General features: G+C 37.0%; 14 protein-coding genes. 6 read left to right on the forward strand and 8 right to left on the reverse strand.

The genetic code is table 11. The features are described from left to right. From QI30_RS20845 to QI30_RS16475, 3 genes are all read right to left on the reverse strand, one after another. Nucleotides 1–2,782, reverse strand: a 2,782-nt coding sequence (locus tag QI30_RS20845) for a lectin-like domain-containing protein (protein WP_199754710.1), incomplete at its 3' end; no start/stop codon positions are given. Nucleotides 2,783–3,126: 344 nt separating this feature from the next. After that, on the reverse strand, nt 3,127–4,527 hold the full coding sequence (locus tag QI30_RS16470) for an MDR family MFS transporter (RefSeq protein WP_126991672.1): 1,401 nt from the start codon (nt 4,525–4,527) through the stop codon (nt 3,127–3,129). 170 nt (nt 4,528–4,697) lie between these two features. Then, on the reverse strand, nt 4,698–4,973 hold the full coding sequence (locus QI30_RS16475; protein ID WP_126991673.1) for a hypothetical protein: 276 nt from the start codon (nt 4,971–4,973) through the stop codon (nt 4,698–4,700). Nucleotides 4,974–5,211: 238 nt separating this feature from the next. On the opposite strand from QI30_RS16475, the gene QI30_RS16480 reads away from it, so the two are divergent. Continuing rightward, nucleotides 5,212–6,432: a carboxylate--amine ligase gene (locus QI30_RS16480; RefSeq protein WP_126991674.1), complete on the forward strand. Its 1,221-nt coding sequence runs from the start codon at nt 5,212–5,214 to the stop codon at nt 6,430–6,432. A 31-nt stretch (nt 6,433–6,463) separates the two neighbouring features. Here QI30_RS16480 and QI30_RS16485 read toward each other — a convergent pair whose 3' ends face one another. Further along, the gene (locus QI30_RS16485; RefSeq protein ID WP_126991675.1) at nt 6,464–7,033 is read right to left on the reverse strand and encodes a hypothetical protein; all 570 of its coding nucleotides are present in this window, start codon (nt 7,031–7,033) and stop codon (nt 6,464–6,466) included. Between the two features lie 140 nt (nt 7,034–7,173). Here QI30_RS16485 and QI30_RS16490 point away from each other — a divergent pair, with 140 nt between their 5' ends. Then, nucleotides 7,174–8,235: a tartrate dehydrogenase gene (locus QI30_RS16490; protein WP_126991676.1), complete on the forward strand. Its 1,062-nt coding sequence runs from the start codon at nt 7,174–7,176 to the stop codon at nt 8,233–8,235. Between the two features lie 136 nt (nt 8,236–8,371). Here the strand turns inward: QI30_RS16490 and lepB are convergent, their stop codons facing one another. Next, entirely contained in the window at nt 8,372–8,890 is a 519-nt protein-coding gene (gene lepB / locus QI30_RS16495) for a signal peptidase I (RefSeq protein ID WP_126991677.1), read from the reverse strand. Between the two features lie 100 nt (nt 8,891–8,990). Here lepB and QI30_RS16500 point away from each other — a divergent pair, with 100 nt between their 5' ends. Then, nucleotides 8,991–9,851: an NAD-dependent epimerase/dehydratase family protein gene (locus QI30_RS16500; protein ID WP_370323629.1), complete on the forward strand. Its 861-nt coding sequence runs from the start codon at nt 8,991–8,993 to the stop codon at nt 9,849–9,851. Between the two features lie 141 nt (nt 9,852–9,992). On the opposite strand, the gene QI30_RS16505 is transcribed toward QI30_RS16500, so the two are convergent. Next, nucleotides 9,993–10,313: a DUF3817 domain-containing protein gene (locus tag QI30_RS16505; protein WP_255411582.1), complete on the reverse strand. Its 321-nt coding sequence runs from the start codon at nt 10,311–10,313 to the stop codon at nt 9,993–9,995. 226 nt (nt 10,314–10,539) lie between these two features. Here QI30_RS16505 and QI30_RS16510 point away from each other — a divergent pair, with 226 nt between their 5' ends. From QI30_RS16510 to QI30_RS16520, 3 genes are all read left to right on the forward strand, one after another. After that, a complete protein-coding gene (locus QI30_RS16510; protein ID WP_126991679.1) occupies nt 10,540–13,026 on the forward strand; it encodes a S8 family peptidase in 2,487 nt (828 codons plus the stop codon). A 103-nt stretch (nt 13,027–13,129) separates the two neighbouring features. Further along, nucleotides 13,130–13,423, forward strand: coding sequence for a hypothetical protein (locus tag QI30_RS16515; RefSeq protein ID WP_126991680.1), 294 nt, complete (start codon nt 13,130–13,132; stop codon nt 13,421–13,423). Between the two features lie 2 nt (nt 13,424–13,425). Next, nucleotides 13,426–13,950, forward strand: a complete 525-nt coding sequence (locus QI30_RS16520; protein WP_126991681.1) for a GrpB family protein — start codon at nt 13,426–13,428, stop codon at nt 13,948–13,950. A 59-nt stretch (nt 13,951–14,009) separates the two neighbouring features. Here the strand turns inward: QI30_RS16520 and QI30_RS21180 are convergent, their stop codons facing one another. Together QI30_RS21180 and QI30_RS16530 are read right to left on the reverse strand one after the other, a co-directional pair. Then, nucleotides 14,010–14,774 (reverse strand): NlpC/P60 family protein, encoded by a 765-nt coding sequence (locus tag QI30_RS21180; protein ID WP_126991682.1) that lies wholly within the window; start codon nt 14,772–14,774, stop codon nt 14,010–14,012. A 315-nt stretch (nt 14,775–15,089) separates the two neighbouring features. Continuing rightward, nucleotides 15,090–16,532, reverse strand: coding sequence for an NAD-dependent succinate-semialdehyde dehydrogenase (locus tag QI30_RS16530; RefSeq protein WP_139993081.1), 1,443 nt, complete (start codon nt 16,530–16,532; stop codon nt 15,090–15,092). Between the last annotated feature and the right edge of the window lie 39 nt (nt 16,533–16,571).

The following is a 16,571-nucleotide window of genomic DNA, read 5'->3' on the forward strand; positions in this document are numbered from 1 at the left end:
GACAGGTGGTTCCACAACAGGCGGTTCCACGACAGGTGGTTCCACAACAGGCGGTTCCACGACAGGTGGTTCTACGACAGGCGGTTCTACGACAGGCGGTTCCACGACAGGCGGTTCCACGACAGGCGGTTCTACGACAGGTGGTTCCACGACAGGCGGTTCCACGACAGGTGGTTTCCACAACAGGTGGTTCTACGACAGGTGGTTCCACAACAGGATTTTTCGTGTAGTAATACGTAATCGTTTGTTCACCAGCAGTGAATGAACCGGAAGGCGAGCCCACTGTATTAACTAATGTGTAGCCTTCAATATCAGCTCCTGTTTGTGGGAATGACTCGCCCACTTTGCCTTTATGAGTAATAGAATCTTTTAGCGAAGTCGTTGTATCTTGGATGTAATAATGAACAGTTAAATTACCAATCATATCTGGATTCTTTGTGTAAATATAGATGACTGTTGTGTCTTCACGAGTATATTGACCTTGTGTTTCACCATTTACTTCTTTAAATGTATAGCCTTCAATATCGCGCTGAGAAGTTGTGTAATCTGTACCAACCTTTTCTGTATTTGAGCTAGTTGATGAAATTTCGTTTCCAGATTCATCTTGATACTTCACAATTAGATTTCCGGATGCTTTGTTGAAGATGTATTTTACAGAACCATCTTCTTTTAAATACGTAATTGTTTTTCCGTTTTCATCAAACATATTATCTTGTGAAGTTGTAACGGCCTTAAAATCATACCCTTGGTTTTTAATAGCTTCTAAAATAGTACTTAGCTCGTCATTCACTGAATCAGATGTTTTTTCATCACCTGTTTTATCAAAGCTAGGCTTTAAAGAGGTATTCAAATCTTCCTCATCAAAGAATGAAAAAACAATTGTACTTTGCGCGATATATTTATAAATAACAGTTAAATTATCTTCTACGCGAATTAATGTACCATTCGTTGCCGCACTGTTTTCATCCATTGTATCGAAGCGGTAACCATCGAAACTTAATTTATTAGAGGTATAATTTTCGCCAAATTTTCCTGTTTTATCGATTTGTGAGCGTAACTCATTACCATCTTGGTCTACATATTTAATAACGACTTTACCTGGAGCACGGTCAAAGTAATAGATGACCTGACTAGGTGTATTATCAAATTTTACCGCGACATTCAGTGAATCATCTTTATTTTTGGATTCAGTATACTCGCCTTTATCTGTTTGTGTTGAATCTGTTCCGACAAAGTCATAGCCTTGTTTATAAATATCACTGAAGATGCTATTTATATCTGATGAATAATCAGCTGTCACACCTTGTTTATCGTATTTTGAGTAGGCTTCATTCAGCGTTTCATTTTCTTTACTTTTAAATAATGCTGTGAATTTTCCAGCTGCTGTATATGAAAAATCTTCAATTTTGAACTGTTGTAGGTTACTAGAACCACCAGTTGAACCAGTTACAATAAATGAGTAGGCGTCTACATCAGCATTTTTCCACTTTGTGATATCTGCTTCCCATACTTTTCCTTCATATGTGATTTTCATCATTTTCGTATCGCCATTATATTCAAATAAAATGTCTCTGAATGTATTATTATATGGGTTTGAGATTTCTTTTACAGATGCTTCATCTGTATAGGCATAGTGTTTTGTTTTTCCAATTTCATCTTTATTTACATTTTCACCATATTTAGGTACAACGTTTGGGTCTGTATAAATGAACGCGCCATATGATGTATTATCTTTTTTATAAGGATCCCTCATAAAGTATTCACCTTTTGTGCCATTTGCACCTTCTCCATTAAAGAAAGTATCTAATTTGAATCCAAAAGCATCGACTAGGTTCCCGATGCCTAAAGCACCGCCACTCATACCGATTGTAGAAGGGTCACCATTATGGAATGCGAAACCAATACCATCTGCACCGCCTTGACTTTTAGATTTTGTTCCTAGATTAATTTTTCCTTTTAAGGTGAAGCTCTTTGATAAATCTATTTTTTCGTTTAATGCAAAGTTACCGGATTGATCTATTTTGTCAGGTGTAAGTGTTACAGTACCCGAATTTTTGTTGTATTGGTTTTTAGCTGAGCCATTTAACACGAAATGATCTTCAAAATTATCTTTAGTTACAGAAGTGATATTACTTTCTGTTGTAGCGGCTGCTGCTTTTGCAACAGCTTTTTTTGCTTTAGCTGATGTTTTAACAGTCGTTGTTGCATACTCTTTTGCCGCAGTTGTAACCGTTTTAGCTGCTTCTGTAGAAGAAGTAGTTGTTGTTACGGGTGCAGAAGCAGTTGCTTGTTTTGCCTCAGGATTTTCTTCAGTTTTAGGTTGAGAAGCCGCTTGCTCTTGCTGAACAGGAGCAGTTTCAGTTTTAGGCTGAGAAGCCACTTGCTCTTGCTGAACAGGAACATTTTCGGTTTTAGGTTGAGAAACCGCTTGCTCTTGCTGAACAGGAGCAGTTTCAGTTTTAGGTTGAGAAACCGCTTGCTCTTGTTGAACAGGAGCAGTTTCAGTTTTAGGTTGAGAAACCGCTTGTTCTTGTTGAACAGGAGCATTTTCGGTTTTAGGCTGAGAAGCCACTTGCTCTTGTTGAACAGGAGCAGTTTCAGTTTTAGGCTGAGAAACCGTTTGTTCAGTAACAGTAGTGGATTCTTCTGCTGATGCTGATAATCCAGTCAATGTAAATGCGCCGATTGCGATAGTTGATGCAGTGATAGATGCGAATACCCAGTGCTTGCCTTTTTTATACATTTTGTAATGGATTTTTATATTTTGATTATTTTCTCTCATATTTATAATAACCACCGTTATTTTTTGTACTATATAGAATAATTTTACCTTTATAAGTATAATATTAACTAAAATAAAATAAACATTTAGTTCATATGTAATACTATTCAATTAAAATGTTATTTTTTTAAATTAAATAGTTCTAATTTATTATATATGTGTATAAAGACATATAGATATATGTAATATGGTTTCCATTTATTTCTTAAAATAATTTAATTTTAAATAAAGAAAAGACATGATTACATCGATGTAATCATGTCTTTTCTTTTTAAGTCATAATGAGTGTTACTTACCTGCTTTACGTTTGCTTCGCAGCATGCTTGCTTATATGGATTTTAATGTTATTCTTTAAATTTTGCTGGTGTTACAAATAGCGTTAAAATAAATCCTACGATTGAAATCGCTAAGATGAAAATAAAAGCGTATTGTGTACCAGAAGCCATAAGTGTAGCTTCTGTTTTTCCTTCAGCTTGCGTCATGCCGATATTCATTAATGTAATAGCAAGTGCTGTACCTGTAGCACCGGCAATTTGTTGCAATGTATTCATTGCAGCGGCACCATGTGGATAAAGCTGAGGAGGTAATTCGTTTAAACCATTTGTTTGTGCGGGCATTAATGACATTGCTAGTCCAAGGCATAATAAGGCGAATGCGACAATGATGATCCATTGTGGTGGATTGCTATTCATTGTGAAAACAAAGAGCACATTAGCAACTACTGTAATTGCGAAGCCAATTATTAATAAGAAGCGTGGACCAATTTTATCAAAGATGCGACCAACAATCGGTGCTAAAATAGCATTTAAAATATTACCAGGCAACATCATTAACCCTGCAGTAACAGCAGTTAGTAGTAACGCACCTTTTAAATAAAGTGGTAATAAGATTGCTGATGATAAAATAAGTGAAAATCCGATAAATAATAAGATGGTTCCGAGTAAAAAGTTTTTAAACTTGAAAACACGGAGATTAATCATCGGTTCATCCATTTTCAATTGGCGAATACTAAATAATACAAGTGCAACGGCGCCAATAATAAGCGGAATAAACACAGCTGGTTCTGTAATTGCTGTACCTGCTAATGTTCCAAGACCATAAATCAATGTACCGAATCCAATTGTTGAATAGATAATAGAAAGAACATCGATTTTTGGTTTTGTGATATCTGAAACATTTTGAATGGTAGGTACCCATACGATAAATAAAATAATATAGAAGATTAAGCTAATCCAAAAAATGTAATGCCAGCTTAATGCGTCAACGATAATCCCTGATAATGTAGGACCGATAGCAGGAGCAAGTGTAATGACAAGCCCCATAATTCCCATCACTGAGCCACGTTTTTCAATAGGGAAGATGACTAAAATAACGTTCATTAATAGAGGAATTAGAATCCCTGTACCAGTTGCTTGTGCAATTCTTCCGAGCATTAAGAATGTAAAGTTTGGTGCAACGGCACAAATCACGGTCCCCACAATTGAAAAAAGAAGTGCAGCGACAGCGAGTTGTCTGGTCGTAAACCATTGTAATAATAGTGCAGAGACAGGAACTAAAATACCTAAAACAAGCAAGTAGCCAGTCGTTAGCCACTGTACCGTTCCTGTAGAGACAGAGAAGTCAGCCATAATATTTGTTAAAGCCATATTAAGTGCAGTCTCTCCAAATAATCCGATGAAGGCACTGAGCATGAGACCAGCTGCCATTAACTTCGGATTTTTAATTACTTTTAGCGTTGTTGTCATAAAATCCTCCAATATGATTTTGTCTATGTTAACGCTAATCTATTAGAAGCGATAAGGCAACCGCCATTTGACTGAACTATTTATTTTTTTGTCTATTTTCTCAAAAAATATACCTTCTTCAATGAATATAAAAAATAGGCGTCGTATATACGATGCCCATTTCTCTACTTTTATCCAAATGCAACGCTATAAATAAGTCGCGGTGTTAATGCGAGCATAAATAGTAATGTCGCGTAATACAGTACATAATTTTTATCTGATTTTTGACGATAGGCCATAACGAGGACAATGCACAGCATTACAAATGAAAAGAACGCTATTAAAAGTCGCCAAATAAATGGTGATAAAAACGTCCAATTGTAAAATAATGTAGCAATTGGTGTAATAAAGATCGCAAGTAATAAGGCGATGAGTAAAAGCGTGCCAATTTTCAATTGCTGATTCATTAAAATCACCTCTTTCTTACTCTCTACCCATTTATATAAAAAAAACACGCAAACGCGTGAAAAAAATGCAGTGTTTAGTTTACGAACTACCAAGATTAGTAATATAATAACAAGGTGTGTAGATTGTACACAAATGCAGATAAAATGTGCTTTCATGTCAATTTTACTAAGTATATTATCATATAAAAGTAATATGAAAGCAATAACCATTTCTTATGGATAACTTATGGAGGCTATCATGTCAAAATTAAACTTTATTCCGATTATTGTCGGTACAGATATTAACGCATATAATATGTCAATTTCTTTCCACGAAGAATATGGTGTGAATCCTATTTTAGTGGGACGTGGTGAGTTGCCATTCACAAAATTTAGTACAATTCCTGGTAAAATTGAATACTTTCCAAAATTAGGTGAACCAGAAGAGTTCCCGAAAATCATGGAGAAAGTAGCGAAAAAATACGGTAAATCAGGTAAGAAATTAATGCTTGTTGGGACAAACGATATGTACGTTCGTTATATCGTTGAAAACGCGGAGTTCCTTAAAAAATATTTCGTATTCAACTATCCTTCAATCGAAGTAATGGATACCTTACAATATAAAGCAAATTTCTATCAGCTTTGTGAAGAATATGGCATCGATTACCCAACAACACGTTTTTATAACTGTGCATCAATCGAAAAACCATTCGATGATAAAAAAATTCTTTATCCATTAATTTTAAAACCAAGTAATGTTATTTTATACTTAGATTTAAAATTTGAAGGAAAAGAAAAAGTATACAAAGCGGAAAATGAAGAAGAAGTAAACCGCATTTTACACTTATTACACAATGCAGGCTATCACGATGAAATCATTATTCAAGAATTTATTCCTGGCGACGATACGTTAATGTGGGATGGTGTAGTTTATGCCGATCAGAACAAAAATGTTCAATTAGTAGCACTTGGCCAAGTTGTATTACAAGAACATACACCAACAGCTATTGGGAACTATACATCTATCATTAGCCGCTTCGATAAAGATTTAATGCGTAAAATGCAGGATTTCATCGAATATATCGGGTACACAGGTTTTGCAAACTTTGACTTAAAATACGATACACGTGATGGTAAATTCAAAGTATTTGAAATCAATATTCGTCAAGGTCGTTCAAGTTACTACGTTACACGTCTAGGTCACAACCTAGCGCGCTATCTTGTAGATGACTGTGTTGATAATAAGAAAAAAGATGTTGTCTATGCAAATGGGGAATTTTTATTCTCTGTTGTACCGAAAAAAGTATTACGTGACTTCGTTGAGAACAATGAAATCAATGCAGAGTGCCGTCGTCTTATTAAAGAAGGCAAATGGGCAAATCCATTATTCTATCCAAAAGATAAAAGCCTTAAACGTAAATTGTACATGGCAGCACGTCAATACAATTACTATCAAAAATATAAAAACAACCAATGGTAAGAAAAAAGAGCTGGATATCCAGCTCTTTTTTTTATGTCGTCTGCGTATCCAAATAACGTAGTAATTCTGTAACGAATAATGACTGCTCATAAGGGGAAATTGTAATACGTTGTAAAATGCTTGGATCAAAGCCCTCTTTTAAATAGGTTGAACGTTTTGTAGGATCGGCAATAAAGCGCATTACATAGTTGTTGATACTCTCACCATGTTTTTGTGCGAGTATTTCTGCTTCTCTTAGTTGAGTAGGGCGGTCTGGTCGAATCGCATAGAGTGTTAGTGCCTTTTGTGCATTCGCAATACGATTATTGCCACGACGTCGCATCGTTTGATGAACGAATAAAATATGTTCATACGGCATAAAGCGTTTAAATGGCCCAGCTTGTGCTACTAAACCATGCGCTGTCAACGTATATTTAACAACAAGCAGATACCAAGCAATAAAGCTTACTATCATAAATCCGATACCTAAAATAAGAAATCGATCTATCAATTTGAGTTGTGGTATAAACAGGATGGGGAGGGCAACCGCTATTGCAAGACAGCTAATGAAGATAAGTGCAACTAACAGAAAGCGTTTATCAGGTTTTGAATGGAAAATCATCGTTCATACACCTCCTAGTTTGTCCTTTCCCTGTTTTATGTATCGGAAACGATGGTCATTTATTTGAATGAGATAATATGGAAAAAACTATTGCCAAGTAGTTTTAGGAGGCGTATTTTAAACGTAGAGGTGATGAAGAAATGGAAACAAAACGTATCGCGGTCATTGCAGGAGATGGCATTGGACCAGAAGTAGTGACAGAAGGGATTAAGGTGATGAATCGTGCCGCGCAAATCGACGGTACGATTCAATTTGAGTATACATATTTCCCATGGGGCTGTGAGTATTATACAAAGCATGGAAAGATGCTACCAGATGAGGGGCTAGAGCAATTGCAAGTATTTGATGCCATTTATCTAGGTGCAGTAGGATTCCCAGGGGTGCCTGATTATATTTCATTACGTGAATTGCTATTAGTGATTCGTAAAAAATTCGACCAATATGTTAATATTCGTCCTGTAAAATTATTAAAAGGTATAGAGTCGCCGCTACGTCATGGTACAGAGCAAACAATTGATATGCTCGTTATTCGTGAAAATAGTGAAGGTGAATATGCAGGTGTTGGGGAATGGCTTGAAAAAGGAACGCCTCAGGAGAAAGTACTGCAAACAGGTGTCTTTACACGCAAGGGAGTGGAACGGATTATTCGTTACGCTTTTGAAGAAGCGCGCCGTCAAGGTGGTAAGTCAGTCACAAGCATTAGTAAAGCCAATGCGCTTAATTACTCAATGGTCTTTTGGGATGAGGTATTTGAAGAGGTTTCACAAGAGTACCCAGACATTTCAACACATTCATATTTAGTCGATGCAGCGGCCATGTTTATGGTCATGGATCCAGGACGTTTTGAAATTGTTGTGACATCTAATTTGTTTGGCGATATTTTAACCGATTTAGGCGCAGCAATCGCAGGTGGTATGGGCATTGCTGCAGGTGCAAACGTTAATCCAGAACGCCTCTATCCGTCTATGTTTGAGCCTATTCATGGCTCTGCACCAGATATAGCAGGACAAGGCATTGCCAATCCACTTGCCGCCATTTGGTCGGTTAGTCAAATGTTTGATTTCTTTGAACGACCAGAGATGGGGGCACATATTTTAACAACGATTGAAAAGTTACTCGCTGAAAAAACAACATTAACACCTGATTTTGGCGGGCATGCAACCACTGAAGCAGTAGGTATGCGTTTAGTTGAGCTGTTATAAAGTATAAGCAGGAATGTCGTATCATCGGTCGTGCGAAGTACCCGTTTAGCCATACAGATATTAAATTAATTAAGGGGCTTTTTGACAAAGCGGTGGCGTCAAAAGTTTTATATGAAAATGCGTTCAACTGGTATCGTCAGTCATAATCCTGTCGAAATGGTTTAATACGAAATAATACAACAGCTTTAACATCCTTACGCATATCAATGGCACTAAAAACGCGTGAATCTGTGGAGTGATTGCGGTTATCACCCATTACAAATAAATGGTTTTCAGGTACTGTAATAGATAGATGTGTATCGATCATGCGTTCTTTAATATATGGCTCTTCAATACGCTGTTTGTTGCGATAAAGTTGATTGTTACGAATAACGAGCACGTCACCAGGAAGGCCAATGACGCGCTTAATGTATAATTCATGTCCAGGAATTGTAGAGGCATCGAGAATGACAATATCATTATAGTGCGGGGCGTTCCATTTATAGGCCAGCTGACTCGTAATAAACTTATCGCCATCATGAATAGAGTTTTCCATACTCTTACCGTTTACAATAACAGAGCCAATACTATAATGAATAAAGAGCGTCAAAGAAATGAGCAATAGCATACTAAAAAAAAGAATATATAGCCAACGTTTTTCACGAATTATTTGCATAGGGTTGCCTCCCTTGTTCTCCGAAAATAGAGTATGGTATGGTTAATAGTACTTACTGTATACCACAAAATACAGAGGATTATGCGAACAGGGGGAATGAATGATGGCAAAAGTGTTAGTAATCGGAGGAACGCGCTTTTTCGGCAAACATTTAGTCGAAAAGCTTGTACAACAAGGTCATGATGTGACAATTGCAACACGCGGACAGCATGATAATCCATTTGATGAGCGTGTTCATCATACAATACTAGATCGAACAAATAGTAGTGAGTTACGCGAAGCTTTTGAAGAAACGGTGTATGATATTGTGTACGACAATATTTGTTATACGCCAAAAGAAGCAATGGAGCTTTGCGCTATTTTAAATGACCATACGACGCGTCTTATTTTCACATCAACGATGTCCGTTTATGAAGCGGATGGTGTAGCGAAACGTGAAGAAGATTTTAATGCTATGAATTATATCTATGATTTAATTCCTTCACAGCAGCATAGTTATGCGGAAGGTAAACGTCAGGCAGAGGCCGTATTTGAAGATTACGCTAATTTCCCAGTTGTCGCTGTCCGATTTCCAATTGTCATGGGCGATGATGATTATACAAGTCGTTTAAGTTATTACGTAGAGCATATTGAGCAGGGTGAAGCGATAGAATTTGTTAATCTTGATGCTGAAATGTCATTTATTTTGGCAGACGAGGCTGCAGAATTTCTTTACTGGGCAGGTTTTGCTAATATTGAAGGCCCCTATAATGCTACAGCAAATGGTAAAATTTCAATGCGTACATTAATACAAACTATTGAACAAGTAGTTGGCAAAAAAGCAATCATTGTTGAGGGGGCTTCTCCTTATAGCATTCCAGCATCTTGGTATATGACAAATGCTAAAGCGACAGAAGCAGGTTTTACGTTTACACAATTAACAGATTGGTTAAAGCCATTAATCGAAAAAATTGCTAAATAATAAAAAGAGACTGGGACATACGTGTAAAAACAACCGTTCCTATGAGCAAAAGAAAAACCGGAGCCGCGCCACAGCGCGGTTCCGGTTTTTCGTTGTGAACACTAAAAAAGGAAAATGACGTATTTTGCCCCAGTGTCTTTTTTAAGCATTTATTTTAGCTGCATAATATTTCTCGCCAGCTTGTTTAATATATTTATCGAAAATGAAATTTCCAAAGGGAATAAAGGCAACTACTCCTGCAATTAGGCTATAAATAATATGCCAGCGAATACGTAATTGTACAATAGCAATTGCAATAACATAGGTTACAAAAATCGCGCCGTGAAGACTACCTACAATTGTTACAACAATCGGTAATCCAGCAAAATATTTTAATGGCATCGCAATGAGCAATAGTACAAGAAGCGAAATACCATCTGCAATCCCCATTACACGTAGAAATCGGATTTCTTTTGGTTCCAAGGAATAAACCCCTCTCTATTAAAAAACTAAATTTATTATAAAACCGTTATATGAACGGAATATGAACGCCATTGGAATTTACGTCAAAAGTCATATTATCATCAAAAAAATTCTATAAAATGGATGAAATGCAAGGAAAAACTTAAAACATATATCATCTTCCTGTTATTTTCTTTACAATAGGAAAAGGAGTGAAAACTACCAATATAATTATAGGGGGATTTACATGAAAAAAAGTAGTCTATGGTTAGCTATTTTAGTACTAATCATTAGTGTGCTTTTGCCAACTGTGCGGGTTGCAAATGCAAGTGCCGTAACTGATGCAGATTTAGCAAATGCTATTAAGCTAGGCGATAATACCACAATTGATGAAACATTTAACGAAGCCGGAGTTAAATGGTTTAAATATAAACCAACGGCAAGTGATATTAAAAAGCATTCACACGTAAAATTAACACTGAAAAGTGATTATATTTTAAATGTCACAATGTTTTCAAGTGCTGAGAAAGCACAAAATAATGAGGCATATGAACAATATGTAGCTGGAACTGTCGAAAACGGTAAAGCAATTATCAAATTTCCATATGCTTGGGATGAAACGTATTATATTAAAGTAGAGTACAGTGGCTTTATGGATGACGGATCGATGGCCGGTGAACCGGCAACAGAAGATGGTGTGACGGATGAAGAAATGCAAGTGCCGACAGTAGCATATACACTAACTGCACAACCTGTTACATTAGCGCCGGCAACCGAGTTATCAAGTGGCAATGCTTGCCCAGTAGAGCTTGGCGTTGACGGGAAAAAAGATGCGAAAACGATGCTATCAGATATTCGCGTTTTCCGTGATGGTATTTTATCAAAAACAGCAGATGGTCGCGAACTATCAGCATTGTATTATAAAGCAGCGCCATTTTTAGCTGCAAAATTACTAACAGATAGCAGCTTAAAACAAACGGTATACAAACATTTAGTAACGATTCAACCGCTTGTGAAAGATATGAATAAAAACGGGGCAGCAAGTACGCGCGTGATTACGAAATCAGAGGCACAAGCGATTCAAGCATTATTTGATATCACATTTAATAATGTTCCAGCAACATTACAACAAAAAATGACAACGGCAGCGAAGAAGGTTGGCTTAACAGATGGTTTAGCTGGTGAAGATTTAGCCGATGTTGTGAAGCAAGCAACAGGCGAATTAACGAAAAAATCGTCAAAAAATAAATTTATTGTAAAATTGAAAGATGGCTATTCATTTACTAAATTTAAACAGCAAGCAACGGGTAAAACGACAGCTTCTACATTAGCTGTAAAAAATGATGAAATTTTAGAAGATACGTACGTAATCGAACTAGAGCCTCAGGATACGTCAATGTCGATGAAGGCACAGCAAGCAACGACAGCGAAAACAGCCACACAAATTGAGAAGATGGCGGCTGTTGAATATGTAGAGCCGGTTACAACCTATCATGCACTTGCAGCAGATATTCAATATCCATATCAATGGTCACTTCAAAACACAGGTTCTGAAGGAATTACTGGAGCAGATGTAAGCAATGTAAGATTACAAAAATTAGTCAATGCAACAGCTTTAAAAACGACAACAATTGCGGTTGTAGATACGGGTGTTGATAATACATTAGCGGATTTAAAAAATGTTGTGTTAATGAATAAAGGACGTAACTATGTTGATCGCCAGCAAACAGCGCTTGACGATAATGGTCATGGTACACATGTATCGGGTATTATTGCTGCGCAAGCAACAAATGGTTACTCAATGCGTGGTATTAACCAACATACAAAAATCCTACCTGTAAAAGTGTTAGATGAATCAGGTAGTGGCTCACTTGAAAGTGTTGCGTTAGGTATTAAATATGCGGTTGACCAAGGTGCTAAAGTAATCAACCTAAGCTTAGGTGGTTCTTACAGCCGTACCATTGAAGCAGCACTAAAATATGCACATGCTAAAAATGTGGCAATTATTGTTGCGAGCGGGAATGACGGTGCAGAAGGTATCTCATATCCAGGGTCATCACGTTATGTAATTTCAGTGGGTGCTACAAGCCCGCTTGATGTCGTATCCGATTATTCAAATTATAGTCATAAATTAGATTTAGTAGCACCTGGCTCGAATATTCCAAGTCTTGTACCAAATGGTAATGTCACATATATGAGTGGGACATCGATGGCCACACCACATGTAGCAGCGGTTGTTGGACTATTAAAAAGTACTAATCCTTCTATGAAGATTGGTCAAATTCGTACGGTATTACATGAATCATCGAAAAATGTTGCCTTCGAAGAAAGAGACAATGATGGTACATCAAGTGATGATGATATTTTAAACCTTATTGGCGGCTCGGAGGATTATGATGATTATGAAGAAGAAGCTACTTATAAGTTAGCAGTAGGAAAAGACTTAGTGTCTGGTTATGGGCGTCTTAATGGATTCAATGCATTAAGTACAGCGGTATTAAAGACAGACATTGCGAAAACAACTAAACCAACTGTTTTATCAGGTAAAGCTTTAGCTGGGTCAAAAATTGTTGTCAAAAAAGGTAGCAAAGTGTTAGCAACGAAGAAAGTTCCTTCAAATGGTAAATTCAATATCAAATTAGCAAAACAAAAAAATAAACAAAAGTTAACGGTTGTGGTTACAAATAAAGCAACAACTGCTAAAGCAGTATTAGCTGTTTATGTGAAAAAATAATAACGAAAAGCGATCATTCTCTTCTTAGAGAATGGTCGCTTTTTTAATAGGTTCAAATGTAATAATTTGTTATAATAGCGTAAATTGTACAGAGGTGAATGAGATGACGTATCGAGAAATTCAGTTATTTAGTGTTCAAAAAATTTTAGATGAGCAAGCATCAAAGGCAGAAGTTTTTTTAGAATTGAAGGACCAGGGTGAGGAAATAAGTTATCGCCAAATTGAGCGTCTATTAGAAAGTGAGGGTATTGTTCTTCACGAAAAATCATCGCGCTGGATTCGCTGTAAACCTTATTATTCTGTTGAGTCAATTATTGAAGATACGGAGTCACTTGCGGCAGAACGGGATATGACGTTAGAGGAATATCTTGAAAAAGTGTTACAACATCGGAGGTAGCAATGAGGAAAATTAATGTCGTACCCTATGATGAGCAGTGGCCGGTGTTATTTGAGTTAGAAAGTAAAAAAATAAAAAGCATTGTTTATGAAACGTACGTGAACATTTTGCATATTGGCAGTACATCTGTACCGAAGCTAAGTGCGAAGCCGGTTATTGATATGCTATTAATTGTTGAGGATTTAGAGAAACTTAATCAACTAGATGATGATTTTAAGCAATTAGGATATGAGGCACTTGGTGAATATGGCATTATAGGTCGTCGCTTCTATCGAAAGGGCGGCGATATGCGTACGCATCATATCCATGCGTTTCATTATTCAAATATTGTTGAAATCGAGCGGCATATTGCTTTTCGTGATTATTTACGTAGACATCCTGAGCAGAGCCAGCTGTATGAGGCGTTGAAAAGTCAATTGGCTGCACGTTTTCCTTATGATAATAACGCCTATTGTGATGGAAAAAATGATTTTATTAAACAATTAGAGCAACAAGCACTTAAATGGATGATGGCACAGAAAACATGAAAAACCCCTCTTAGGTAGAGGGGGGTCTATACAGTGTTTAGAATAGGTGATTGCTAAGATTACATGCGTTTGTAGCCGACGAAGTGATCGCCCCAGTATGCGCCGTGAATATCATCCACTTGTACGCCGCCTGAAGCAGCACTTACCATTTGACCGTTACCTACATAGATACCTACGTGAGAAATGCCGGCTTTATACGTGTCTTTAAAGAATACTAAATCGCCAACTTGAGGTGTTGACACAGATGTACCCATGCTATAGTAGCCAGCTGAAGTAGCATAGCCGATATTTGCGCCAGCTTGTTGTGCTGCATAGTAAACTAAACCAGAACAGTCAAAGCCACCTGGAGCTTTACCAGCCCATTTATAAGGTGTGCCAACTTGTGCTAATGCTACTTTTGCTGCACCTGCCATACCTGTTGCAGAAGCTTGTGTAGTTGTAGAAGCTTGTGTTGAACGTTTATATTGTGGTGTTGAAGCTGTGCTATTTGATGTTTTTGTCACAGCTTGTGTTGATGCTTTTACAGTACCTTTTACTTTTAATGTTTGACCTGTATAAATCGTTGTAGAAGATAAGCCATTTAATGCCATAATATTTTTGTAAGATGTGCCAAATTTAGAGGCAATTGCACCTAGAGTATCACCTTGTTTTACAGTGTATGTATTTGAAGATGAAGTTGTTGTTTTATATGAAGTTGTTTTATACGTTGTTTTTGGGGCAGCACCACCGTCATTTGCCATAGCTGATGCATTAAAACCACCTGTTGCTGAGAATAACATACCCGTTAATGCTAATGAAGAAAAGATTTTTGCTTTTGTATTCATGAATCAATGAACTCCTTTTTCGTACTTGTTTTTTGTTACAAACACATCATATATCGAATTCATAACAATACTATTATGTGAATATGTTAAAAATATGACAAAAAGCTATCATTTTAATCTGACTGTTAAAATTGACATATCGTCATCGTTTTGTAATGAAAATGCGACTGTTTTGTTATTGTATGAAACTATTTGGATATGTTATGTGTTTTGTTAGAAAAATAGTTTTAGCATCATAAGAAAAAGAATTGCATAAAAAAAGGTTCTCTTCAAAGACGTGAGATCTTTAGAAGAGAACCTTTTTATACGTAGTAATTAGTCATGAATACAAACAGATTTAGCATAAACATACTCATGAATACCTTCTGTACCATTTTCGCGACCAAAGCCAGAATGTTTTACGCCGCCAAATGGTGTTTCAGCTTGTGAAATCGCCATTGTATTAACACCGACCATTCCGTATTCAAGTGCACTTGAAAAGCGTGAAATACGTGCGATATTTTTTGAGAAAAAGTAAGAAGCTAAACCAAATTCAGAATCATTTGCTGCTTCTGCTACTTCATCATCTGTTTCAAATTCGATTAATGGAATGACTGGACCAAATGTTTCTACATAGTAGATATCCATATCTTTTGTAATACCATCAATGACAGTAGGTTCAATAAATGGACCATTTGCAAATTTTTCATCTTCAGGACGTTTACCACCATGTAAAATCGTCGCGCCTTTATCAGTCGCATCTTTTAACTGTGCTTCTACATGTTCGCGTGCTTCTTCATTAATTAATGGACCCACTGTTTTATCTTCGATGCCTAAGCCAACTTCAACCGTTTTCATAGCTTCTAATAATTTTTCAGTAAATTCTTTTTTCACGGATTTTTGAACGTAAATACGGTTTGGTGAGACACATACTTGACCATTATTACGGAATTTCGCTGTCACAAGGCTTGTTGCAGCTTGATCTAAATCTGCATCATCAAAGACGATAAATGGTGCATGTCCACCAAGTTCCATAGATACTTTTTTCAATGTACTAGCAGACTGTTCATTTAATAATTGGCCAACTTCTGTTGAACCTGTGAACGTAATTTTCTTCACTGTGTCATTCGTTGTTAATTCTTTACCGATATCACTTGATTTACCCATCACAACGTTTGCAACACCTTTTGGTAATCCTGCTTCAACGAATAATTCAGCAAGAGCAAGTGCAGAAAATGGTGTCGCGCTCGCAGGTTTAATAACAACCGTACAACCAGCTGCCAGTGCAGGAGCAATTTTACGTGCAATCATGTTTGAAGGGAAGTTCCATGGCGTAATTGCGCCAACAACGCCAAGCGGTTGATAAACGGTTAAGAAATGATGTTCACTTGGAGCGGGAATCGCACGACCATATAAGCGACGAGCTTCTTCTGCGTTCCAATGGAAAGAATCTGCAGAGGTTTGAACTTCTACTTTTGATTGAGAGAGTGGTTTTCCTTGTTCCAGTGTCATGATAAGCGCAAGGCGATCGAGGTTTTCTTCTATTAAAGAGCCAATTTTGTGTAAAATACGCGCGCGCTCTTTAGGATCCGTTGCAGCCCAGCCAGCAAAAGCTCCCTCTGCATAGGCAATAGCCTCAGCTGTCTCTTTTGTGCCACCTTGTGCAATATCAGCAATTTTTTCACCTGTAGATGGATTGTACACAGCAACAGCATCTTCGCTACCATCCACCCATTCGCCATTGATAAATAGTTGATTGTTTACTTCTGGAAATTTCATCATTTCTCCTCCTTAAAAACATTTTATATTATAGGTCTA

The organism is Candidatus Kurthia intestinigallinarum, from assembly GCF_003991225.1.
Taxonomy (GTDB): Bacteria; Bacillota; Bacilli; order Bacillales_A; family Planococcaceae; genus Kurthia; species Kurthia populi.

What these genes read in the sequence shown, in the direction of transcription:
- QI30_RS16470 (WP_126991672.1), bottom strand. Translation starts at nt 4,527, where the DNA reads ATGACAACAACGCTAAAAGTAATTAAAAATCCGAAGTTAATGGCAGCT.
- QI30_RS16475 (WP_126991673.1), bottom strand. Translation starts at nt 4,973, where the DNA reads ATGAATCAGCAATTGAAAATTGGCACGCTTTTACTCATCGCCTTATTA.
- QI30_RS16480 (WP_126991674.1), top strand. Translation starts at nt 5,212, where the DNA reads ATGTCAAAATTAAACTTTATTCCGATTATTGTCGGTACAGATATTAAC.
- QI30_RS16485 (WP_126991675.1), bottom strand. Translation starts at nt 7,033, where the DNA reads ATGATTTTCCATTCAAAACCTGATAAACGCTTTCTGTTAGTTGCACTT.
- QI30_RS16490 (WP_126991676.1), top strand. Translation starts at nt 7,174, where the DNA reads ATGGAAACAAAACGTATCGCGGTCATTGCAGGAGATGGCATTGGACCA.
- lepB (WP_126991677.1), bottom strand. Translation starts at nt 8,890, where the DNA reads ATGCAAATAATTCGTGAAAAACGTTGGCTATATATTCTTTTTTTTAGT.
- QI30_RS16500 (WP_370323629.1), top strand. Translation starts at nt 8,991, where the DNA reads ATGATGGCAAAAGTGTTAGTAATCGGAGGAACGCGCTTTTTCGGCAAA.
- QI30_RS16510 (WP_126991679.1), top strand. Translation starts at nt 10,540, where the DNA reads ATGAAAAAAAGTAGTCTATGGTTAGCTATTTTAGTACTAATCATTAGT.
- QI30_RS16515 (WP_126991680.1), top strand. Translation starts at nt 13,130, where the DNA reads ATGACGTATCGAGAAATTCAGTTATTTAGTGTTCAAAAAATTTTAGAT.
- QI30_RS16520 (WP_126991681.1), top strand. Translation starts at nt 13,426, where the DNA reads ATGAGGAAAATTAATGTCGTACCCTATGATGAGCAGTGGCCGGTGTTA.
- QI30_RS21180 (WP_126991682.1), bottom strand. Translation starts at nt 14,774, where the DNA reads ATGAATACAAAAGCAAAAATCTTTTCTTCATTAGCATTAACGGGTATG.
- QI30_RS16530 (WP_139993081.1), bottom strand. Translation starts at nt 16,532, where the DNA reads ATGAAATTTCCAGAAGTAAACAATCAACTATTTATCAATGGCGAATGG.